The following is a 21,346-nucleotide window of genomic DNA, read 5'->3' as shown; positions in this document are numbered from 1 at the left end:
CATTTGATTTCATTGCATATGAAATGATTTCACTCATTCATTATCCGCTTCACTTCATCATTCCAGGACGTCTGTTTATCAACCTGTTCGAGTTTCTGAGTGCCTTTCCCACGCCCGGAGACAACATGCCCTGAGACGGTCACTGTCGGCACCTCCTGCCCTACAGCGTGCGAGAACTGAATGGATGTCACGTTCTTCATCTCCACGCCATCAATCACCAGGCGAACGAATTTTCCATCGCGGTATTCAATGCTGAGGTCTTTCATTACGTGCTCCAGTGAGACGCAGGATCGAGCGGGTAGCCGTTGGCATCACAGCCTATTACCGCGCCGCTCTTCTCCATTCTCTGTTTCGTTGAGTCATGATGCGCTTTGCACAGTGGCTGCCAGTTCTCTTTACTCCAGAACAGGTGCTGTGCTTTCGATATGGCCAGAGGGTTACCTGACTTAAGCGCATCTTTAAGTTTGTGGGGCTCGATATGGTCAACCACCGTTGCTGGGGTTATGCGCCCCTGCTGCTCGCACATCACACATAGTGGGTGCTGCTGCAGGAAACGCAGACGGGCCTTATCCCATCGGCTGCCATATACGCGGGGCTCTTTGTTCATGCCAGTCTCCATGCGCGGCGGCGTTCCGTCCTCGGTTCGTTGTCAGGGTGACGCTCAACCGTCGGGAGGTCAGCGTGATCCACCAGCGAGTAACACGGATAAATCACCCGGCCACCGAATGCCTCACCGACGGCGTAATCAGCTGCCAGCGTTTTATTCCATGCGTTAAGCATGCGCGCCAGCCTGCCCCGAGGAGGGCTGTAACATACGCCGTGAATCAGTTTGCTAAGAACAAGGTAATCAGCGTTTACTCTGTCTGCTTCCACCAGCATTCCGGCAATCTCTTTCTGATACTGCGGCGGTCGGCCGGTGCCGAGATAAAAGCTCAGCATGTCGTCAGGAAAACGAGCCAGCCAGTCAGTGACCTTATCGGTGAATCCATGTACCGGCAGCGCGTCGTCTTCCAACACCACTACACGGCAAGGCTGCTCGGCTGCCCACTCGATAGCGCGCCGATGATTCCAGTTCGCACCATGGTTACTATCATCCACCAGTAGATGAGCATCCAGCAGCGCAGCAAGCCGTTGCGCTTGCCCTACGCGGATGTGATGGCCGACCACCACAAACTTTATGTCTTCAGCCACCAGCGAACCTCCAATAAAAAAGCCGCACGATGGCGGCTACTGTCAGAATATCAGGGTGTAATTTTTTCATGACCACAGATATTGTATGGTGTTATCACGCCTAGAAATTTAGGCTAACTACAATTTTTAAAGTGAATTACGAGGTGGTCATGTCACTTGATAAACACTTAATCCCTGAACGAACCTGTAGTGAATGCTCAGTGTGTTGCATTTCTCTTCGTATTGAAGAACCTGAGCTAACGAAAAAAGCAGATGTACCGTGCCCCCACCTATCTTCAGTGAAAGGCTGCGCAATCTACAACTCCAGACCTGGCGTTTGTCGTAATTGGTACTGTGGGTGGCGAATAATGCCTTTTGTGAATGAAGAAATGCGTCCTGATAAATCGAAGGTGTTAATCAAAACAGATGGTCATAATTTCATTTTTCAACCATTAACGGCTCAAGATGTTTCGTCATTACTCAACATAAATGTTATGGAAGCAATGGCCACTCTTGTATTGAATGACGTATCTGTTCAAACCTCCATTCCTACCCGGTCAGGATTTACTAATGCTTTGTCTGAGGTTAACGATCTCCTAAAGCCATCATTGAAAACAATGAACCTACGAGAGGGAAGACAAGCTATGAAAACACTTATTTTTCATGCTCGGCATGCACAAACTCTCCCGGAAAAAGATTAACGTTGCTGGTTTCAGATTTTTTTTCCTTCCAAAACTTAACAGTCTGGATGCGTCTCAGTTTTGCAATGCAATTCGTATCAACTGCATCCAGACCGTTCATTAATCTCGGATCGCTTTCTATCAAAATGCCTTTCATTTGTGTTTCCACCATGCGGCCTCCTTACCGATCCCATCAGTTTTGAAAACAGTGTGCACATGAGGTCCGGTAATAACCTTTCCTGCGAATGAATGAGCGACAATACCGAACGCCAGCATGTCACCCACCGCGGCGCCAGCCTGTTCTTTCTTCCAGAAACGATAACTCTCGATCCGGTAGTAAAGACGGATGATGCCGTGAGCAAACGCCATTACATCAGCGCGGGTACCGCCCAGCAGGCCAGCGTTAAGCATCACATGATTTCTGTGCGCTTCAATGAAATCCTGATAGATACGCTCCGGATGATTCTGCTTTGCCCAAGTGTCGGAGTACGTCTTCGGTTCAGAACCGACGTAAACATTCCCGGGCTGCATTTCATCCCATGGCGCGCGCAGCATTTCGACATCAGTACCATCGGTACACCAGACGAACCGGTATTCTGGGTGATCGCGTAGATGCTGCCAGATGTGAAGCCAGCGCCGAAAGTAAACATTCATCTTCACGTCAGGCACGCGGTACAGCTCAACGTCTGCCGGGGCTGTCTGCAGTTCATCCACCAGCGCGATACGACCACAATTCTGAAGCGAGGCCGCCCATTTGCTCAGCATGTCAGGCGAAGCCACCATTTTCTTGCCGCGCTGCGGGTCGGGCTGGCTGGTCAGTAGCGTAGTGATAACCACGTCGCGCCGCTTGCGGTATTCAACGTAACCGGTAAACCCGGCATCACGCCGTTCGTTGTGGATTTTAACGTTACGTTCCACCAGCGCCTGTCGATCGGGACGCGGTACCGAACGCTCTACGGCTTCATGCTCATCGAGAGAATGAATCAGCTTTTCTGAACCGACCACATCACCGTAAGCCCACGTCGTCAGGCCAGCGTTATGGATACGTAGCGCGAGGTCACTGTGTTCGTACATGCCGCGACCATAAACCGGATCGAATCCACCCACCTTCTCGATGGCGCTACGGTGGTAATAGAGCATCACTCCGCGCTGCCCGGTGTACGCCACATGCTGATCGTCACGGTAAAGCACCGAAAGGTCATTGAGCTTATTCTGGCCAGCAAGATCGAGGAACTGGTAAGCCAGGTGTGGCTCGGGTGATTCGATGTAAGGGAGGTGCCAGTTATCAGCGATAGGCCAGGCATCATCATCCCACACAAAAAGATGCTCGCACCCGGCATCCATCATGGCTGACAGGCTGGCGTTCTTCGAAGCAACAATGCCGAGTGATGTTTCATGGCGAAGCAGCTGCACGCCATCAGGCACTACTGCGGCAGGTTTAGAGCCATCGTCGATAACCACCACCAGCGCACCGATGGGAAGATGTTTGGTGTGCTGCTCAATGGCGCGCTTTAAAACGTCTGGCCGGTTGTGGGTAGTAATTGCAAGGCCAATCCGTGACGCTGTAGCGCAGGCAGGCACAAACGGGACACCATCAATAGTGACCTGCATAATTTCTCCATCGGGGTTTATTGGCGTTGGATAATTACTCGCCCGTAAAAAGATTGCCGCTTTACTTCGCCGTTCTCTGCCGTAATGTATCCGCGCTCATCGGTTACGGCGGCAATTACCTCGCCTTTTTCGTCATCAGCAGTGAGTATGTGCGCAACTTCAACGCCATCGATATAGACTTTATATCGTTCCCGAGCGAGATTAATTTTCCGCCCCGGATCGTCATCCAATACAGTGATACGCATACATCCTCCCTCAGAGTCCACTCGACCGTGTATTCCAGAGGATGCCGCCTGGCTTGAGCGCATTGCGAAGAGCGTCGTTCACCGCTTCGTGCATCGCCTGTTGCAAGCCAACTACTGAAGCTGTTTGCGCATCAATCTTTGCCTGGAGGGCTGCGAACAAATCGCTTTCACGTACAGCATCAATGATGGCCTGCGTCATTTCATCGCCAAGCCTAATCTTCGTCTTCGCGCTTGTTGCGACGGCGTTCTCGATGATGGATGAAGCGGCTTCATGCACCATATAGCGATCAGCCATAAACTCAACGTTGCTCTGGCCATCTTCAACACCGAGGGTCATGCCAGCTTCGTGTAATTTGCCAACGTTGTTGATATTCAACTTCACGTTATAGTTCGCAGATACAATGCCACTGCCAATAAAGGCATCCTTGATAAAGACCTCGCCTTCTTTGACGCCAATAGCCAATCCCGTGGATTTATCCTCTGTTAATCGTTCAACGCGGAAACTGAATGGACTCTTTTCATAAAGCCCCATGGCAATCGTTCTTTTCCCATTACGATCGTAGCGGGCTGTATACTCGGCCGTTTGAAGCTCATGGCCATCGTCACGTAATATGAGCACCATATCTTTATTCATTTCTCATTTCCTTTTAGACGTGAGCCTGTCGCACGGCAAATCCGCCGAAAGTTAACGGTTTGCCCAGGCTCACAGCTGAAAGACTTTCTTTGATGTGCGCGTGCGATGCGCATAAAAAAGCCCCGCTATTGCGAGGCTCTTGATGATTCGATTTTCCTGATTGCTGACTTATCAAGATTGCACTGCCCTAGCGCCGTATAGAGCTGAGCGTTCAACTCCAGACTTGCCTGCCATGTGAACGGAACCACCATTCCGGGGATCGGCGTGTCTGCGGTCAGGTCAGCGCTTATCGGCACCAACGGGGCCGGAACGTAAACTGTCTGCGTATTCCCGCAGGCTGTCAGCAGCGGCAGAAGGAACAAGCTGGTTAGCGCACGGATCGCCTTCAAGCGCCTGCCTGATGTAGACAATGCGCGTTTCGCCTTTTTTGGCCAGTTCGTTCTTTGCATTCTGGGTAGCCTGTGAGATATCGCGAATGAGGTTCATCGTGGTGATCACGTTATTGGTGATCGCCTCTGATGTGTCGGCCCTGACCGTCGCCTTATCGCGCTGGTCTTTGTAGGTGATGGCGTTGTCGCGGTAATGGTTCACGAAGAACGCCAGCACTCCGATTAACGCCACCGCACTCAGTTGCAGCCAGTAACGCTTAACCAGCGCGCCAATCATGACAGGAACAGAGCGCGCTCCGCCTCCCGGCGACGGGTGAGTCCGTTCAGGACTTTGCCACCAGCTTTATTCCAGCGCAGGAACTCATCGGCAGCGCCAGCGTAATCACCGGCGTTGAGTTTTCGTAGAAGAGTCGATGTCGACAATGCCCGGGCGCCGAGGTTATAAGCGAAAGACACCAGGGCGTCGAATTGCCCCTGAGTCAGCCCGACTTTAACCAGGCGGGACACGTCACTTTCGTAGCTGACAAGTCCGGTCTTCAGTAGACGATCAGCCGTTTCCTGCTTAATCGTCATCCCGGCGCGGATTGGTTTGCCGTCGACAGGCTGAGTCCATCCGTATCCGATCGTCCACACTCCGACGCTGTCCTGGTACGCGGTGAGCTTGCAGCCTTCGAACTGCTTGATCAGGGCAATGCCTTTATCACTGGTTTGCATTCTTCATCCCCGTAAGGCGCTCCCAGAAGTACGTCAGTGCAACGGAGCCCATCGCCCCGCTGATACCAGACGTAACCAGGATCATGTAAAGGCTCAGGCCGCTTTCAACGCTGATCAGGCCACCAATGAGGCCGGTAAATCCGGACACTGCAATTTGTGCCAGCGCGTTGATCCAGCTCCAGGTGGCTTTGTTCTGCTTAACGTCAATAAGGTATCGGACCAGGCCGCCCCAGCATGACAGAGCAAGGACAATCAGCCATGACACTCCGGCAATGCTTTCTTTATCTTGCATACGTTTAGCCATATCACCTCCGAAAAACGGGGTGCTGTTTGTAGTAAGGGGTCAGGCCCTCGGGACGATTTAACAAGCAGTCATGTCGATGATGGTTCCCGGAGCCTGAAATAAAAAAAGCCCGCTTTTGATAGCGGGCTAATGAGTTGACTATTTGTAAGGTAGGTGTGAGTAAGACTTATGCTCAGAGGTGAAGCTGTATCGGCTGATTCACTATCGGTCCAGGAGAACCACCGGGCATTCAGTTACTTCCCACAACTCAAAGCGTAGCAGCAGTTTGCAAAACCATAAAAAAAGGCCTGCGTTTAATGGCAGGCTCTCAAGGAATTTGAAACTTGTATTGTAGTTGTCATGGTGCCGGGTGCCTCCCGGTGACTCTACTCCAGCCAGCAAAGTCGCGCGCATACCTGCAGATAGCAGTTGGCTGGAACGCCCTTTCGCTTAGAAAGGATTCACCACAGAAATAAATTACGCCGAACTTATTCCTGCAGTCAATGAGATTAAGCCATTGCTTCCTGATGGTTGTCTTACAAATGAAAAAACCTCGCCGAAGCGAGGCTATTTGAATTTGAGGCACCTCACCCAACAAACCACCCGAGGTTAACTGGATTTTAACGAGATGCTTTTGGATGAGCGCTGAACCCAAAGGTCAGCATTTTCACACAGCAATTTTGCAAAAAGCAGCGCCCATTCAAAACTAGGTCGCTTTTCAGTCACTCCGGGGACCCCATCATCGCAGACCGAAAAGCTTAAACTGGAGCGGGCAGCGGGAATCGAACCCGCATCATCAGCTTGGAAGGCTGAGGTAATAGCCATTATACGATGCCCGCATATGGTGCCGACTACCGGAATCGAACTGGTGACCTACTGATTACAAGTCAGTTGCTCTACCTACTGAGCTAAGTCGGCAGTGGTCCGCCACCGGAGCCTCGAACCCCGTACCACAACACCTGGGTTGCCGCTCTTCCCGATGAGCTAGTGGCGGTCTGGTGGCCCTTGCTGGACTTGAACCAGCGACCGGGCGATTATGAGTCGCACGCTCTAACCAACTGAGCTAAAGGGCCGGGAGCAAGAAGATACATAGGTAAAACTACCCTTGCAATAATATGGTTTTATGATGAAAAACAATCAGGGAAATGGTTAAATATCAAGCGGCAGTGCTTTCAATCTAACCAGAGCAAGGGAAGATATGATTTTTATTAAAAACGGCAATAGCTTTGATCGCATTAATGACTGGACAGAAATTCAAGCTCGGGAAAGCTATCATTCCAGGCTGGAACTGACCGATCAACAATTATCCGATGTTTTTGGTTATTATGATGACCTCCCGGAAGAAATCCCGTGTGGCAAGTCGAGCTGTCGAACAGGCCATAAAAAAGGGTTTCTTGTTCTTACTGAGGATGGTCTGGAGACGAACCTGGGTCACGTTTGCGGTACAAAAGTCTTCGGTATAGCATTTGAAAACCTAGCCACTGACCTCGAGAAAAAGGCAAATTTCCACAGATATCTAACAGCCCTCAAGGAAGCCAAGAAAAATATTTTTCTCCATTACCAAGCAAAAGCCAAAATCGAAGCCAGTGAACCATCATTAGAATGGGTCGCACATAAAATTTTAGATTTAAGAGATTCTAAAGTAGTTGGCCGAGCCGGGAGTCAAGCTTTGAAACGTATGGCTGCTTTAGGAGATGGAAAAGTTTTACTTCCCAGAAGGAAAACCAAGGAAGAAATGCAGTTGTCGAATGTTATGTCTCAAAAACCTTCCGATAACGAAGATGAAAATGCTGAGGATAATGTAAAACCACAATTCATCGACGAAGTAATTGGCATTGTTCGTAATCCTGAATGCCTCCTCAACGATTATAACATAGCGCTAATCTTCGAAAGAGATATTCGCCTTGTGCTGGAAGAACTCAATAATTGCAATCCTGACGATATTCCTGAGAAGAAGGTCATGTCATTAGGATTAAAAGTTTCCAGGCTGAATGAAAGATTTCAATTCCTTCAGGATCGTTTTGAGAAAGCATGTATATATCTCACAAAGGAAAACTTTAAACCTTTAAATCATCAACTACATTTGAAAAAATCAATTAGCAATAAAGATAAGGCCCTTTTCAGTTCTTTCGTTAACTCGCTGCCATAAAAAAGCCCCGCAAGGGGCTTATTGTTGAAATCTTTCAGGCGTTACTCCGCATGATTAGAAGCATACACGACAACTTCGGACAAAATCAAGCCTTATGTCGTAATAATGCTAAATTTCGTCACCTTCTTCGCCTAAACTGGTTGCAGATTGAAATTCTCTTGCGGCGTTTCCCTCCTCCTGCTGACAAATGCTTACCAGCGCCTCAAGAAACGGTTTCCAGTTGCGAGTCCATGTTCTGACGTGCAGATCCGGAACGCGCTTCAGTATCACTTTATAGGCTGCGGTAGACGGCACCGCAGAAAATCCATTTCCGCTGCAGCGCTCGCAGGTTTTAAACACCGGCGCGCCGCGCTCGCATGTGGCCTTGCGGTCTAGAACCTCGCCTTTACCGCCGCAACGACAACGGGCGCTGATCGTTCCCTTGCCTTCGCAAGCATCACAGACCGCCGGTACAACCTCTGTTACCTCCATCCACTGCTCCCAGTCAGACGGTCGAACAGCACGAGAGCGGCAGGCCCAGTATGGAGCTTTACCCCATGGGTACGAAACCTTGCGGGTAATCTGTTCGCGGGTTGTTCGTCCGGTACCACTGCAGCTGTGACACGTCACGCTTGTAGCCGCCGAACGTGAATAATCAGCAAAGGCAAATTGTGCCAACATCTGCATGCACCATCCGAACTGCCCACCAGCTGCTTTGCGAACATTCTTCGGTGCGACATCCATCGCATATCGCGCCAGCGCCTGAACTGCGAGCTGTTCATCCGTTTTGCTGATTCCCGCTTTACCGAAGAACGCCGCCAGTCCGAAGCGCGCACGGCTGCTGGTGGTGCCAATTGCCGCCATTACATCTGTTCCTGTAAGGCGATCCGGAGAAGTTCCTTTCACGTCGTCGCTGATGTGCATTCCCTGAGGGCTGAAATGTTTGAGTGATGCTTCCAACTTCATAAGGTTGCCCCCGCTGCTTTGATGTTTTTAATAGTCTGCATTGCTGGAATGCCTTTCTTTTGAGTAACGTCTGGTATGGGCTTTCTGCTGCGGCGCGGAACGTTGTTTTGCTAACTCCTGGTCAATTGGCAGGAAGTGCCCGTTATAGAATCGACGATAGATCGTGCCCAGCTCACCGTTGCGCTGTTTAGTCACGTTAATTTCCGCAATCCCCTTCGCTGGCGACTCAGGGTTATAAACTTCATCTCGGTAAAGCATCATGATCAGATCAGCATCCGCTTCAATCTCACCCGAATTTTTGAGGTCTGAGTTCATCGGACGCTTATTGGGCCGCGACTCAACGCCACGAGAAAGCTGGCTCAGGGCAAGCACCGGCGTTTTATTAGATTTAGCCAGACGTTTTAGTCCTTTTGACACTTCGCCGACGGCAAGGTCATATCGTGCAGTGCTTTCGATTTTGATGAGTGCCAGATAATCCACCACCACCAGCGCTATTTCCGGATGCGCCAGTTGCAGGCGGGTAGCTATCTGTTGAATCTGATCTACTGTCAGATCGGTGGAATCAACCATCCAGATGCTACGACCAGTCAGCCGTTCTACACCATTTGTCAGCCTGGCCCAGTCCTCATCCTCAAAATCAGCAGCCTTTTTCAGGCGTGAAACAGACATACCACCCGCAGCAGATACCATTCGCTCACCGATCTGGATATTTGGCATTTCCATGCTGAAGAACAGCACACCGCGGCCCTGCTCAGAAACTTTGTCGATGATATCCAGCGCCAATTCAGTTTTACCCATCGACGGCCGCGCAGCGATAAACACCAGGTCTGTTGGTTCAATGCCTCCAGTCTTTGCATCAAGCTCTTCAATGCCCGTCATGAGGCTTCTGGCTTCTTCGAGGCCGCGGTTGCGTGCATCTACCCGATCCACTACAGCAGGAAGAATGTCGTCTATATGAACTGGCTGAACGGTCTTTTCTTCGAGAGAAATTGCGGCAATGCTGTTCTGTGCAGCCCTGAATGCCGATAAAGCCGCATCACCATTGTGAGCACTCCGTAGATCAGCCAGCGCCCTTTCAATCACAGCTTCGGCATCACGAACAGCTGCATTACGCTCAAGCGTGGCAACGTATGACACAAGCGCTGACTTGGCCCATGCGATACGGCTCGAATCCATAATGATTGCGCTGTGCTTTGGCATGTTTTCGCAGAGCAGTACAGGGTCAATAACGCCAGCTCCACGCGCCTGACGGCAGATCCCAGTATATATTTCCCGATACTGCGGTACCGAGAAAGCGGTGGCCGGCACCCTGGAAAGAATATCCAGTACCTCAGGGTCGGCTCCACGCAGAAAAATTGCGCCGATCACCGCACCTTCCAGATCTTCATTTTTCCAGACAGGAGTCATGCTACAACTCCTGACGCGATGGCACGGAAACTTCCCCAGCCAAATGCCAGACGGTTGCGGCCACCATCTGTAACCCGGTCCACGATTCGCTCACCAATAGTCTCTTTCAGCTGGTCAAATGTGAGATTGCTGATCAGGATGGTTGGCAAAATGCTTTCGTACCGGGCATTGATAATTTCCTGCAGGATGGTCATTTCAGTCGGGCTGCCGAACTGAACACCAACTTCGTCGATAATCAGCAGATCCAGTGAAGCAAAGCGTTCAATGACGTCTTCCTCGGTCATTTCGGCATTGTGGCGCCATGTGCTTTTTACCGCCCGGGTTAGGCGCATGACATCGGTGATTTCCACATTCGCAAGGTGATCGCGGATGATGCTCTTTGCCATAGCCACTGCCAGGTGGTTTTTGCCGGTGCCGCAATTGCCGGTCATAACAAGCCCGGTACCGGCATTAAGTCGCTCAGGCCAGCTACTGGCATAACGCTGACAAGCCGCGAGATTTTTGGCGGCATCCTGATTGATGGAATGGTAGTTATCGAATTCACATGCTTCGAACCGTCGTGCAATCCCAGCATTGTCTATCAGGTCGGCTACTCGCAATGTACGCAGACTGGATTCAATGCCAGCGAGTTCCGCTTTCACACACTCCGGGCATTGGGAGTGCTTAACATTTTCAACGCCTCGATAGGCTTTTCCAGTGAGGGAAATACGCTGATAATCACCATGTTTTTCACAGGCGGCGGCGTGGACGTTCCCTGACTCCCAGCTTCCCCACTGCCACGGTTTTTTATGTTCAACAGCAAACGCCAGTTCTTCACGAAGCCCTTCGCGCTTTGCCACCAGAGCTTCCCTTTCTTCGCGTTGTTTAATACTCAGCATTGTGATTTCTCCTGCTTACCAGTTGCAGTCTGATTGGCCATAGTCTTGTTCACTAAACCCCGAAACCGGCAGTCCCCCAGATCGACCGCTTGCCGCAACTGCAGGCGCCTGCCATGACTCATCGAAATGCCGATCGGGACCAAAGAAGGTCGCCGCCTGTTTCACGTACTGCGTTCCGGCGCTACCGGTTGCGCGGACATATGCCGCATAGCGATTTACGCCATCCAGCATTGCCACAGTGGTAACACCGTCTTTGATTCGAGCTTTCCAGGCTTTCCAGGCAGCAGCTTTAGAATTACCGCCAGCACGTTTAGGGTATGCCTGCCAGGCCTGCTCGAACTCGTTGGAATAGTTCTCTTTGGAAGAGCGATTTTCAGAATGGACTTTCCCACATGCGCCAATATCTTGTGATTCTTGTTTTGAATTTACTTGTGGATCATGTTTTGAATTTACTTGTGGATCTGGGGTCAGATTCTGACGGGTGAAAACACCATTTTTGTCAGATACTGAAGGGTGAAAACCGTTTGAACATCCAGAACCTGACGGTTCAGAATTTGAAGGTTCAGAATCTGACGGGTGAAAACCGTTAGCCCTGCGCTGCTGTTTCAGCGCTGCCACTTTGTCTTTCTCAATGCGTGCCAGAGCCTCGAGACGATCAGCATTCAAATAATAAAGATTGGACGTGTTGCGATTACCTTTACGGCGGAATTCACGACGCAGCCAACCGGCAGACTCAAGTTCTGCAATAGCGGTCCTGACCGTGCTTTCCCCCAGACCCAACTGGCGGCAGATGGTCTCAACACTCGGATAGCAGACACCTTCATCATTCGAGTAGTCAGCCAGGCGAGCCATAATCACCAGTTTGGCACCCTTAATGTCATGCGCGGCGCATGCGTCCCAGACGTTACCGAGAATTTTGCTACTCATACAAACTCCTGAACTGGCGTGATTGTGTAGCCGCGAGCTGGCTCAATCCGAGTTTTAAGGCCTGTATCGTGGGCACCAATTTTTCTCACTTTCAGGCAAGCTGCGCGTTCAAGTGCCTCGATCTCCTTAAACATGGCTTGTTTTGAGCAGCAACAGAATTCAGCCAGGACCTGATGATCGATAACTCGCTCCCCCTCTCCATCCATAGATCCGCCCATCAAAATGCGAAGCATGACCAACCGCTGAAGTGGGTTATCGAATGTATATTTACGTACGAAGTCAGAGTGATTCATGATTCCTCCAGCATGCCGTGACATGTCACACCTCATTGCCCGGATGTGGGAAAACAAGCATTTCTCGCTTGAGGGGTTTTTTACCCACAAAAGTTCTACTTGCTGCTTCAATAGAAGTTGCAAGTTTTGGTGACGCATTTCTGTATCCGTAGGCAATAAGATTCAAATATCCTGTTGATGTACCGCTCTTAACTGCCAAAGCGTGCCACTCTTCTTTAGTGGAAGCACGACGCCAGGAAAGAAGTTCGTTTTCCATACCCACACCTCAATTTATCATTTTGGTAAAGTTTATCTTTACGATAACTATGAGGCAAGATAAATTTATCAAATTGGGTATTTATCATATTGCTAAAAAGTGGGAGTATTTGGTCATGGACATAAAAAACATTCGACGCCAGAACCTAAACAGGTTGATTGGTGAGTACATCGTGGAAGGTTATACCAAGGCACAAATTGCTGAAAAAATTGGTATACCCCCTTCTCAACTGAGTCAGTTATCTGGCTCTAACGCCTCTCGTAACATTGGCGACATAATAGCTAGGAGAATTGAATCAAGTATGGGCCTGCCCCATGGCTGGATGGATTCAAAGAGAGCAGATGTTGATGCATCTGGTACCAAGCCTAACTTTTTCATAAATCCACTGACAAAAAATCAGCAACAATACCGAATTGAGGTGATGGACACTGAGTTCAGTTGCGGAAGTGGCAGGATGAACATGGACTATCCTGAAATAGTTAAATCGATTGAACTTGATCCAGAGGAAGCTAAAAGGATGTTTGGTGGGCGTAGCCCTACCTCCCTGAAAATCTGCACGGTTGTCGGAGATAGCATGCTCGGGACTATTTTCCCTGGGGATCTTGTCGTTATAGACGTTACGGTAAACCGGTTGATAGGTGATGGGATTTATGCGTTCGTTTATGGAGACAACTTTCATATCAAACGCTTACAGCTGCTTAAGGACAAGCTGGTAGTCATCAGCGATAATTCAACTTACGAAAAATGGTTTGTATCTGAAACTGATCAAAGCGAGTTTCACATTCAGGGCTTAGTTGTCGGTAGATGGCAAATGTCATACAACCGTTTGGGTTGAGACTCATACATATAAAAAACCAGCTTCGGCTGGTTTTTTTATGCCCTGCACAAAATAATTTACCATATATATCAAAGGTATAACTATTAATTTATCATAATTTATCAAAAAGATATTTACCAAAATTTATCTTTGAGATAAAGTTCATTCATCGGCAAACAATGGAGCCAATGAAATGAATACTCAAATCACCGTAGCCAAAACCATCGGCAAAAGAATATTAAATCAAAGATCTTCGCTTCGACTCTCTCAGGATTTTTTGGCTGATCATCTTGGTTTAACAACCGAAACCATTAACAACTGGGAAACGGAAAAAACAGTTCCGTTTGCTGACCAGTTAATCCAATTGGCTAACATTCTTCATTCTGATGTTCTGTGGCTCATTTCAGGCAACGAGCAGTGCGGTGAATTTACAGAACCAACAAGTATTATAACGTCCAATCAACTTAACTCATGGTCTGCTGATATTGGCAATTGCAGAATGGCTTTATCTAACGCTATGGATTGCATGCCTCCGGAATTGTCGGCTATCGGTACACTAACTATCGTTTATGAAAAATTAGACGACTTGCAAGAAACCATCTGCAAGCAAGCCGACAAAATTTAAAATTAATTAACATTATTTAATTAACACCTTTCTTGGTGGGGACAAACTCACCCTTAGGAAATGAAAATGCAAAATTCCGTCGCAATTAATCAGCCAGTTAAAACACCTCAAATGCTGTTCGGATTTGACAACATTAATGACTTTGGCAACCGCGTTCAAAGCTGCCGGATGGAAGGTGATTCAATGCAGCCGACCATCGAACCATGTGAGGTTGTGGCTTTCGTTGATTGCGGTGGACGTGCGCTTACCTCTGGCATTTATGTTTACACAATGGATGCTTTTGGTCTCCCATGCCTTTTCATTAAGAGAATTGAGCCATTAGCTGATGGCTCATTAAAAATCATTTCTGATAACCATCATTACGAAACTTTCACCCTTAATACCGATGAACAGAAAGAAAGCAAAATTCACGGTCGGGTGGTGGCTTCTTTGGCTGTGAGACGCTTCGTATGACTTTCATCATTGATAAATCGGCATATAGAACAGCATGCCTTTATGCGGCCTGCGGTTACGAGGTAATCGCTCGTCTTTATCTTAAAAAAGCATATGGTCGGTAATTATGAGCTTATTAAAAAGGCAAGACATTCAGGTTGTGAACATCAAAGCCGAGCAACTGGCTGGTTTATCGCAAACATTATTTGAATATCACGACAAACTGGACCATTTCCAACTTAAAACTATTTGCTCTCTTGTTTATGACATTGCTGGAGAAATTCATGATTGGACCGAAAAAGAAGAGGAAATTGTTATGAGCTTAGAGGAGGAGGCTCGCCGCAATGGATAAATTAATCGAGACATATCGCCGCCGAATTTTAAAAGCAGCGTTATTACGCCACCAGCGTAAAACAGGCAGTAACTGCCTTGTTATTAAGCTCAATAAAGGCGGCATTAACACGGTCGAGTTAACAGAGATTCTTCTTGATGGATTATTGAGAAAATTCGAAAGGCTTGCGATCAGTGAGTACGGGAATGTCGAAGGCGTAAAAGCTATCAAGGGAATTTACAGCAGCGCTGTTGATGTTAATGGCAGCGGTGAATTCCTTACGGATAGCGGGAAGGAGTTAATCGACGAGCTCATTTCTGAGCTGGTTGAGTTCGTCAAAAAACAAAAAGTGGAGGCTCCGAAAACGGAGGGTCATGAAATGGAGGGATCTGATGGCTCTTACAGCGATACGAATTCCTGAGTGGGTTCACCTCAAAGCCGCACACGTTTTAAGCCAGTTCAGAGCAAGGCGCATTCACCCCTGCCGTATGCACAGCTCCGGTAATTTGAGCCTCAAGGTTAATCATCGCTGGCGGCTACTATCCCGCGATGGCGGAAAGAACTGGGAAGTAATGAGTCACGAACGATACAGCAAAGTTAAGGACCGGAAATGAACGATAAACGCACCGTAAGCATGATTGACCTGGCATTACAGAAACACGATACGCCAGTTGGCCCACTGTTCGTGGCAGTACGCCACGGTCGTATCAAAAAATGCTTCACGCGAGATACGGCGATCCGCTATCTGGCTTTCTTCATGACCACCGAGGCTTTTGAGCGTTCAGGTTTTCCGCAGCGTCACCCGCGGGTGCGTATTGATCGCGATGATAGGGAGGTATGGCGAGACGGGGAAACAAAGGCTGAGTATCTGGCCGCCCATCAGCGTTGTGTTCGCCGTCTACGTCGCATCCTGGCGCGTAAGCGAGAAATGGAGAAGTGGCGTAAGAAATGGGACGCGATGCATGACCGGTTCATTAAAGAGGTCGATGCACTTCAAGCCATCAAGCCTAAAGGAGTGTATTGATGATTGCTTCAGCCTTTACTCCGGAGCCGACATCAACAGGCATCCGTTTTGGTAACCGCGTCATTGGTTATTCCGTCGCTGTTCGCCAACTCGACAATGGCATCTATGACAAACGAATTCCGGATGGATTAGATCTGCTGGCTTGCGTGATGGAAGCGATTGAAAGCGGCTGGTTTACCCCGGGCATCGAGAAAGAAATCATCATTTGGCGCTGGATGCTTGTTGCCGTCTTCATTACCGAGGAGCAGGCAAAGAACGGCACGGTTGAGGTTGCCAACGATTCTGGAGGGTTTGACACCGCAGTTATCTACTCAGGACAACTCGGTTCAATCAGTGTTTATCCCGCGCCAGAGCGGTTCGCACTCGCAAGCCATGTGGAAGGGTTAGCCATTGAGAAATACGGTCAGGAAATCGGCCAGCAGATGGCGCTGCGCATGTACCGGGACATGTTAGATACGGACGCTGAGAACGGGCTTCGACTCTCAAAAATGGGCCGGGAGGGTTTCAATCTCCTGCATGACAGCTTCATTGAACAGATTCAGAAAGAAGGTATGCCAGACATGCCGGTAATGCACTGAGGGAGGGGTTAAGAATGCACAAATTCTTCGTGGAGACAGACAACCTGAACACTATCAGCGATTGCCTGCAGCAGCTTGTTAACGCAGAAGAAGCGCAGCTCAGTATTGAAGAGCAACTGGCGAAATCGAACAGCAGCAGTGAATGGAGTACATGGCGCAAAAAGGCAGAGAACGCTCTGCGGCTGATCAAAGGGAAGCGTCGCATCATCACAGCCCGTCTGGCAGTCCTGCGTCATGAGGAAAAAGAACGCAACATAGATCTGCACCAGCAGCACAACGACTTCCTGGTTCAGGCTCTGCGCGAAATTGTAACGCCCTCCTCTTTTGCGCGTTGCGTGCGTCTGGCTAAAGAGAAAATGGAGGAGATCCATGCAAACCAGTGCTGAAATCGTTCTTCTGGTGCCGAATGACTGGGTTAGCGAAAAGGTTCTGATTGTGGTTACCGGGCTCAAGCCCGGAACCATCACCCGCGCCAGAAAAGAATCCTGGATGCTGGGCCGCGAGTACCTGCACATTTCACCAGATGGTAATCCCAAGCCTTCGAGCGAATGCATGTACAACAGGAAAGCCGTTGATCAGTGGATCGAGGCGCAGAAAAAAAATCAACCAGGTGCGAAGACAGCATGAAAAGCAGTACACTCGTCCACGCTCCTGGACGTCAGGAGGGATCAATGGCTAATGCATCATACCCGACAGGCGTCGAAAACCACGGCGGTTCGCTCCGCGTCTGGTTTCTTTATAAAGGCAAACGTGTCAGGGAAAACCTCGGAGTCCCTGATACAGCCAAAAATCGCAAGATCGCCGGTGAGCTTCGTTCTTCGGTTTGTTTTGCGATAAGAATGGGGAATTTCGACTATGCGGAAAAATTCCCAAACTCACCGAACCTTGCCCGGTTCGGTCAGGATAGTAAGGAGATTACTGTGCTGGAGCTTACCGAAAAATGGTCAGAGCTGAAGAAGATGGAAATCAGCTCAAACACCATGAGTCGGTACGAGTCCATCATAAAAAACATGCTTCCGCGCATCGGCGAAAACAAAATGGTTTCTGCGGTTACCACTGAGGATTTGCTGTACGTAAGGAAGGAGTTGCTGACAGGTTTTCATGTGATGAAGAAGGATCACCGGACGCAGGTAAAGGGTCGGAAGTCCTCCACCGTAAACAATTACATGATGCTAATGGCCGAGATCTTCCAGTTTGGAGCAGATAACGGCTATGCAAAGGAAAACCCGTTTAGCGGAATTAACCGCCTCAAGAAAGCGAAGGGCGAGCCAGATCCACTCACGACAGACGAGTTCATCAGGTTTGTCCAGGCATGCGGCCACCAGCAGATGAGAAATCTCTGGTCACTGGCAGTCTATACCGGAATGAGGCATGGGGAGTTGTGCGGTCTGGCCTGGGAAGATATCGATCTGCAAGCCGGGACAATTACTGTGAAACGCAACCTAACCCAGACGGATGAGTTCACCCTGCCAAAGACAGACGCAGGCACTGACAGGGTGATTTATCTCATTCAACCAGCTATTGATGCCCTGAGGAATCAGGCCCAGCTGACGCGCCTTGGCCGGCAGTATGAGGTTGAAGTGAAATTGCGGGAGTATGGCCAGTCAGTCATACATCCATGCACTTTCGTTTTCAGCCCTCAATGCGTTAAGCGTGGGCCCAGAAGAGGATATCACTACGCGGTTAATTCGATTAATAAAATTTGGGGTCCGATAATCAAGCGCGCCGGTATTCGATACCGTAACGCCTACCAGTCACGACATACCTATGCGTGCTGGTCATTGTCAGCTGGCGCGAACCCAAACTTTATAGCAACTCAGATGGGGCATACAGATGCTCAGATGGTTTACAAAGTGTATGGAAAGTGGATGTCAGAGAAAAGTGCCGAACAGGTTTCTCTGCTCAACCAGGCGCTTTCACGCTTTGCCCCATCACTGCCCCAAAGCATGGTAGTAGCGCAGTAGAAAACCTTAAATTCAAGTGGTTAGCAGCACTATTGCTACATTTGTATAACACGGGGCACAAAATGCCCTCGACCATAAAGTGTGCTTATGTTGTGATCGGGGTTCAATAAATCACTAAACAAGGTATACTCCGGAGTTGTTTATTGTACTAAACGCTCCCGTGAGAGGATGCTACAGCGCACCTATGACTCAATTCGCTTCTCCGGTTCTGCATACGTTGCTGGATACCGACGCGTATAAACTGCATATGCAGCAAGCCGTTTTCCACCATTACTATGACGTTCACGTCGCGGCGGAATTCCGCTGCCGTGGTGACGATTTGCTCGGTATCTACGCAGACTCCATTCGTGAACAGGTCGATGCGATGCAGCATCTGACGCTGCAGGACGATGAATACCAGTGGCTTTCTGGCCTGCCTTTCTTTAAAACCGATTACCTGAACTGGCTGCGTGATTTCCGCTATAAGCCGGAGCAGGTCACCGTGACCAACGAGAACGGCAAGCTGGATATTCGCCTTGAAGGTCCGTGGCGGGAAGTGATCATGTGGGAAGTGCCGCTGCTGGCAGTGATCAGCGAGTTGGCTCACCGCTACCGTTCGCCGGAAATGGGCGTCGCCCAGGCGGTCGCCTCGCTGGAAAATAAACTTGCAGCCTTCACCACGCTGACCGAAGGGCTGGATATGTCCCGCTTCCGCCTGATGGATTTCGGCACCCGTCGCCGTTTCTCTCGCGAGGTTCAGCAGGCCATCGTTAAACGTCTGCAGCAGGAGCCGTGGTTCGTGGGCACCAGTAACTACGACCTGGCGCGTCGCCTCAACCTGACGCCGATGGGTACCCAGGCGCACGAGTGGTTCCAGGCGCATCAGCAAATCAGCCCGGATCTGGCTAACAGCCAGCGCGCGGCCCTCGCCGCATGGCTTAAGGAGTACCCGAATCAACTCGGGATCGCCCTCACCGACTGCATTACGATGGATGCCTTCCTGCGTGACTTCGGACCCGAGTTTGCTGAACGTTATCAGGGGTTACGCCACGATTCCGGGGACCCGGTTGAATGGGGCGAGAAGGCGATAGCCCATTACCAAAAACTCGGCATTGACCCGATGAGTAAGGTGCTGGTTTTCTCCGATAATCTTGACCTGGCGAAAGCGGTTGAACTTTATCGCCATTTCAACACCCGAGTGAACCTGAGCTTCGGGATTGGTACCCGTTTGACCTGCGACATTCCTCAGGTAAAACCTCTGAATATTGTGATAAAGCTGGTGGAATGTAACGGCAAGCCGGTGGCGAAACTCTCCGACAGCCCGGGTAAAACCATCTGCCATGACAAAGCGTTTGTCCGCGCATTGCGCAAAGCCTTCGATCTCCCGCAGATCAAAAAAGCCAGTTAAGCGCTTACGGGAGCCTGAAGGGCTCCCTTCCCTTATTTATTTCTCAATTCTTCTCTTTTGACTGCGAAATTTACTTGTCTGATAGCGGATGGCAGGTAACATAGATATCCCCCCATAAGGGTGGACAAGTGTTTATTTTTTCCGACTATTAACAGAGAGAATATTATGAGCGTTGTGCCTGTAGCCGACGTACTCCAGGGCCGTGTCGCCGTTGACCAGGAAGTCACCGTGCGCGGATGGGTGCGTACCCGCCGAGATTCTAAAGCTGGCATCTCCTTCCTCGCCGTCTATGACGGTTCCTGCTTTGATCCTGTACAGGCCGTCATTAATAATTCTCTGCCCAATTACAATGATGACGTTCTGCACCTGACAACCGGCTGTTCCGTCATTGTGACCGGCGTGGTTGTGGCGTCTCCGGGTCAGGGCCAGAGTTTCGAAATTCAGGCCTCTGCAATTGAAGTGACCGGCTGGGTTGAAGATCCGGACACCTACCCGATGGCGGCAAAACGTCACAGCATCGAGTACCTGCGTGAAGTGGCGCACCTGCGTCCACGTACCAACCTGATCGGCGCGGTGGCACGCGTGCGCCATACGCTGGCTCAGGCGCTGCATCGCTTCTTCGATGAGCAGGGTTACTTCTGGGTGTCTACCCCACTGATCACCGCTTCCGATACGGAAGGTGCGGGTGAAATGTTCCGCGTCTCGACGCTGGACATGGAAAACCTGCCGCGCACGCCAGAAGGTAAAGTGGACTATGACAAAGACTTCTTTGGTAAAGAGGCCTTCCTGACGGTATCCGGTCAGCTCAACGGCGAAACCTACGCCTGTGCACTGTCTAAGATTTATACCTTCGGCCCAACCTTCCGTGCTGAAAACTCCAACACCAGCCGCCACCTGGCGGAATTCTGGATGCTGGAGCCGGAAGTGGCGTTTGCTAACCTCGACGATGTCGCCGGTCTGGCAGAAGCGATGCTGAAGTACGTCTTCAAAGCGGTGCTGGAAGAGCGTCCGGACGATATGAAGTTCTTCGCTGAGCGCGTAGACAGCGATGCGGTCGCCCGTCTGGAACGTTTTGTCTCTGCCGACTTTGCGCAGGTGGACTATACCGACGCGGTTGCGATCCTCGAGAAATGCGGTGAGAAGTTCGAGAACCCGGTTTACTGGGGCGTTGACCTGGCGTCTGAGCACGAACGCTATCTGGCCGAGAAACATTTCAAAGCGCCGGTTGTCGTTAAAAACTACCCGAAAGACATCAAGGCCTTCTATATGCGCCTTAACGAAGACGGTAAAACCGTCGCAGCGATGGACGTCCTGGCGCCTGGCATCGGTGAAATCATCGGTGGTTCTCAGCGTGAAGAACGTCTGGATGTGCTGGACGCGCGCATGGAAGAGATGGGTCTCAATCCTGCGGACTATAGCTGGTATCGCGATCTTCGTCGTTACGGCACCGTTCCGCATTCAGGTTTCGGCCTGGGCTTCGAGCGTCTGATCGCCTACGTTACCGGTGTTCAGAACGTGCGTGATGTGATTCCGTTCCCGCGTACGCCACGTAACGCCAGCTTCTAAGAGCAAAAAACAGACCATGGCCAGCATTTGCTGGCCATTAT

At 50.0% G+C, this 21,346-nt stretch carries 31 protein-coding genes and 3 tRNA genes; 14 read left to right on the top strand and 20 right to left on the bottom strand.

Going from position 1 to position 21,346, the window contains the following annotated elements:
- Positions 1-29: 29 nt before the first annotated feature.
- From BFV64_RS07580 to BFV64_RS07520, 14 genes are all read right to left on the bottom strand, one after another.
- A complete protein-coding gene (locus BFV64_RS07580) occupies positions 30-266 on the bottom strand; it encodes a hypothetical protein (RefSeq protein ID WP_042863313.1) in 237 nt (78 codons plus the stop codon).
- Entirely contained in the window at positions 266-607 is a 342-nt protein-coding gene (locus BFV64_RS07575) for an HNH endonuclease signature motif containing protein (RefSeq protein WP_042863315.1), read from the bottom strand. Before BFV64_RS07575 ends, BFV64_RS07580 begins: the two co-directional genes overlap by 1 nt.
- Positions 604-1,191 carry a hypothetical protein gene (locus BFV64_RS07570; protein ID WP_394817752.1) on the bottom strand — a complete coding sequence of 196 codons (588 nt, stop codon included), beginning with the start codon at positions 1,189-1,191 and terminating at the stop codon, positions 604-606. Before BFV64_RS07570 ends, BFV64_RS07575 begins: the two co-directional genes overlap by 4 nt.
- 633 nt (positions 1,192-1,824) lie before the next feature.
- Entirely contained in the window at positions 1,825-2,022 is a 198-nt protein-coding gene (locus tag BFV64_RS07565; RefSeq protein WP_047363387.1) for a hypothetical protein, read from the bottom strand.
- Positions 2,004-3,461 carry a glycosyltransferase family 2 protein gene (locus BFV64_RS07560; RefSeq protein ID WP_047363385.1) on the bottom strand — a complete coding sequence of 486 codons (1,458 nt, stop codon included), beginning with the start codon at positions 3,459-3,461 and terminating at the stop codon, positions 2,004-2,006. Before BFV64_RS07560 ends, BFV64_RS07565 begins: the two co-directional genes overlap by 19 nt.
- Positions 3,462-3,478: 17 nt before the next feature.
- The gene (locus BFV64_RS07555) at positions 3,479-3,706 is read right to left on the bottom strand and encodes a hypothetical protein (protein ID WP_044901840.1); all 228 of its coding nucleotides are present in this window, start codon (positions 3,704-3,706) and stop codon (positions 3,479-3,481) included.
- A 10-nt stretch (positions 3,707-3,716) separates the two neighbouring features.
- The gene (locus BFV64_RS07550; RefSeq protein WP_069601868.1) at positions 3,717-4,340 is read right to left on the bottom strand and encodes a phage tail tip fiber protein; all 624 of its coding nucleotides are present in this window, start codon (positions 4,338-4,340) and stop codon (positions 3,717-3,719) included.
- 125 nt (positions 4,341-4,465) lie between these two features.
- Positions 4,466-4,636 (bottom strand): Rz1-like lysis system protein LysC, encoded by a 171-nt coding sequence (gene lysC / locus BFV64_RS26115; RefSeq protein ID WP_418251737.1) that lies wholly within the window; start codon positions 4,634-4,636, stop codon positions 4,466-4,468.
- Positions 4,620-5,006: a DUF2570 family protein gene (locus tag BFV64_RS07545; protein ID WP_058660491.1), complete on the bottom strand. Its 387-nt coding sequence runs from the start codon at positions 5,004-5,006 to the stop codon at positions 4,620-4,622. The genes lysC and BFV64_RS07545 overlap by 17 nt, the downstream gene beginning before the upstream one ends.
- Positions 5,003-5,443 carry a lysozyme gene (locus BFV64_RS07540; protein WP_058660492.1) on the bottom strand — a complete coding sequence of 147 codons (441 nt, stop codon included), beginning with the start codon at positions 5,441-5,443 and terminating at the stop codon, positions 5,003-5,005. Before BFV64_RS07540 ends, BFV64_RS07545 begins: the two co-directional genes overlap by 4 nt.
- Entirely contained in the window at positions 5,430-5,735 is a 306-nt protein-coding gene (locus BFV64_RS07535; RefSeq protein WP_122008274.1) for a phage holin family protein, read from the bottom strand. The genes BFV64_RS07540 and BFV64_RS07535 overlap by 14 nt, the downstream gene beginning before the upstream one ends.
- A gap of 755 nt (positions 5,736-6,490) precedes the next feature.
- A tRNA-Gly gene (locus tag BFV64_RS07530) sits at positions 6,491-6,565 on the bottom strand.
- 3 nt (positions 6,566-6,568) lie between these two features.
- Positions 6,569-6,644: transfer RNA gene (locus tag BFV64_RS07525), tRNA-Thr, on the bottom strand.
- Between the two features lie 78 nt (positions 6,645-6,722).
- Positions 6,723-6,799, bottom strand: a tRNA-Ile gene (locus BFV64_RS07520).
- 125 nt (positions 6,800-6,924) lie between these two features.
- Here BFV64_RS07520 and BFV64_RS07515 point away from each other — a divergent pair.
- Complete coding sequence (locus tag BFV64_RS07515) at positions 6,925-7,875, top strand: hypothetical protein (protein ID WP_016240226.1); 951 nt, start codon at positions 6,925-6,927, stop codon at positions 7,873-7,875.
- Positions 7,876-7,983: 108 nt separating this feature from the next.
- On the opposite strand, the gene BFV64_RS07510 is transcribed toward BFV64_RS07515, so the two are convergent.
- From BFV64_RS07510 to BFV64_RS24100, 6 genes are read right to left on the bottom strand one after another with little or no spacing between them, the layout of a single operon-like run.
- Positions 7,984-8,820 (bottom strand): antitermination protein, encoded by an 837-nt coding sequence (locus BFV64_RS07510; RefSeq protein WP_069601867.1) that lies wholly within the window; start codon positions 8,818-8,820, stop codon positions 7,984-7,986.
- A 27-nt stretch (positions 8,821-8,847) separates the two neighbouring features.
- On the bottom strand, positions 8,848-10,227 hold the full coding sequence (locus BFV64_RS07505) for a replicative DNA helicase (RefSeq protein ID WP_069601866.1): 1,380 nt from the start codon (positions 10,225-10,227) through the stop codon (positions 8,848-8,850).
- Complete coding sequence (locus BFV64_RS07500; protein WP_069601865.1) at positions 10,224-11,105, bottom strand: ATP-binding protein; 882 nt, start codon at positions 11,103-11,105, stop codon at positions 10,224-10,226. The genes BFV64_RS07505 and BFV64_RS07500 overlap by 4 nt, the downstream gene beginning before the upstream one ends.
- A 15-nt stretch (positions 11,106-11,120) precedes the next feature.
- Entirely contained in the window at positions 11,121-12,032 is a 912-nt protein-coding gene (locus tag BFV64_RS07495; protein WP_069601864.1) for a helix-turn-helix domain-containing protein, read from the bottom strand.
- Positions 12,029-12,325 carry a transcriptional regulator gene (locus BFV64_RS07490; RefSeq protein WP_069602470.1) on the bottom strand — a complete coding sequence of 99 codons (297 nt, stop codon included), beginning with the start codon at positions 12,323-12,325 and terminating at the stop codon, positions 12,029-12,031. Before BFV64_RS07490 ends, BFV64_RS07495 begins: the two co-directional genes overlap by 4 nt.
- A 25-nt stretch (positions 12,326-12,350) precedes the next feature.
- Complete coding sequence (locus BFV64_RS24100) at positions 12,351-12,581, bottom strand: transcriptional regulator (protein ID WP_071978052.1); 231 nt, start codon at positions 12,579-12,581, stop codon at positions 12,351-12,353.
- Positions 12,582-12,630: 49 nt separating this feature from the next.
- Between BFV64_RS24100 and BFV64_RS07485 the strand changes: the two genes are divergently transcribed.
- The 13 genes from BFV64_RS07485 to asnS all read left to right on the top strand — a co-directional run bounded on the left by BFV64_RS07485 (position 12,631) and on the right by asnS (position 21,305).
- Complete coding sequence (locus tag BFV64_RS07485) at positions 12,631-13,416, top strand: S24 family peptidase (RefSeq protein ID WP_102135191.1); 786 nt, start codon at positions 12,631-12,633, stop codon at positions 13,414-13,416.
- 175 nt (positions 13,417-13,591) lie between these two features.
- Positions 13,592-14,023 carry a helix-turn-helix domain-containing protein gene (locus BFV64_RS07480; protein WP_006811077.1) on the top strand — a complete coding sequence of 144 codons (432 nt, stop codon included), beginning with the start codon at positions 13,592-13,594 and terminating at the stop codon, positions 14,021-14,023.
- 66 nt (positions 14,024-14,089) lie between these two features.
- Positions 14,090-14,476, top strand: coding sequence for a S24 family peptidase (locus BFV64_RS07475; protein ID WP_069601863.1), 387 nt, complete (start codon positions 14,090-14,092; stop codon positions 14,474-14,476).
- Positions 14,477-14,582: 106 nt separating this feature from the next.
- Positions 14,583-14,807 carry a hypothetical protein gene (locus BFV64_RS07470; protein WP_006811079.1) on the top strand — a complete coding sequence of 75 codons (225 nt, stop codon included), beginning with the start codon at positions 14,583-14,585 and terminating at the stop codon, positions 14,805-14,807.
- Positions 14,800-15,207 (top strand): hypothetical protein, encoded by a 408-nt coding sequence (locus tag BFV64_RS07465; RefSeq protein ID WP_006811080.1) that lies wholly within the window; start codon positions 14,800-14,802, stop codon positions 15,205-15,207. The genes BFV64_RS07470 and BFV64_RS07465 overlap by 8 nt, the downstream gene beginning before the upstream one ends.
- The gene (locus BFV64_RS26110) at positions 15,161-15,400 is read left to right on the top strand and encodes a ParE family toxin-like protein (RefSeq protein ID WP_418251736.1); all 240 of its coding nucleotides are present in this window, start codon (positions 15,161-15,163) and stop codon (positions 15,398-15,400) included. Before BFV64_RS07465 ends, BFV64_RS26110 begins: the two co-directional genes overlap by 47 nt.
- The gene (locus BFV64_RS07460) at positions 15,397-15,810 is read left to right on the top strand and encodes a hypothetical protein (RefSeq protein WP_023062998.1); all 414 of its coding nucleotides are present in this window, start codon (positions 15,397-15,399) and stop codon (positions 15,808-15,810) included. Before BFV64_RS26110 ends, BFV64_RS07460 begins: the two co-directional genes overlap by 4 nt.
- A complete protein-coding gene (locus BFV64_RS07455) occupies positions 15,810-16,388 on the top strand; it encodes a DUF5375 family protein (RefSeq protein ID WP_044596884.1) in 579 nt (192 codons plus the stop codon). The genes BFV64_RS07460 and BFV64_RS07455 overlap by 1 nt, the downstream gene beginning before the upstream one ends.
- 14 nt (positions 16,389-16,402) lie before the next feature.
- A complete protein-coding gene (locus tag BFV64_RS07450; protein WP_062939324.1) occupies positions 16,403-16,774 on the top strand; it encodes a hypothetical protein in 372 nt (123 codons plus the stop codon).
- Positions 16,758-17,015: an excisionase family protein gene (locus tag BFV64_RS07445; RefSeq protein ID WP_045261754.1), complete on the top strand. Its 258-nt coding sequence runs from the start codon at positions 16,758-16,760 to the stop codon at positions 17,013-17,015. Before BFV64_RS07450 ends, BFV64_RS07445 begins: the two co-directional genes overlap by 17 nt.
- A gap of 44 nt (positions 17,016-17,059) precedes the next feature.
- Positions 17,060-18,352 carry a tyrosine-type recombinase/integrase gene (locus BFV64_RS07440; RefSeq protein WP_069601862.1) on the top strand — a complete coding sequence of 431 codons (1,293 nt, stop codon included), beginning with the start codon at positions 17,060-17,062 and terminating at the stop codon, positions 18,350-18,352.
- Positions 18,353-18,536: 184 nt separating this feature from the next.
- Entirely contained in the window at positions 18,537-19,739 is a 1,203-nt protein-coding gene (gene pncB / locus BFV64_RS07435) for a nicotinate phosphoribosyltransferase (RefSeq protein ID WP_059373113.1), read from the top strand.
- A gap of 165 nt (positions 19,740-19,904) precedes the next feature.
- The gene (gene asnS / locus BFV64_RS07430) at positions 19,905-21,305 is read left to right on the top strand and encodes an asparagine--tRNA ligase (protein WP_014883234.1); all 1,401 of its coding nucleotides are present in this window, start codon (positions 19,905-19,907) and stop codon (positions 21,303-21,305) included.
- The last annotated feature ends 41 nt before the right edge of the window (positions 21,306-21,346 follow it).

Origin of the sequence: Enterobacter kobei (assembly GCF_001729765.1) — a bacterium.
Taxonomy (GTDB): domain Bacteria; phylum Pseudomonadota; class Gammaproteobacteria; order Enterobacterales; family Enterobacteriaceae; genus Enterobacter; species Enterobacter kobei.
This window is presented reverse-complemented; position numbering and strand designations above follow the sequence as displayed.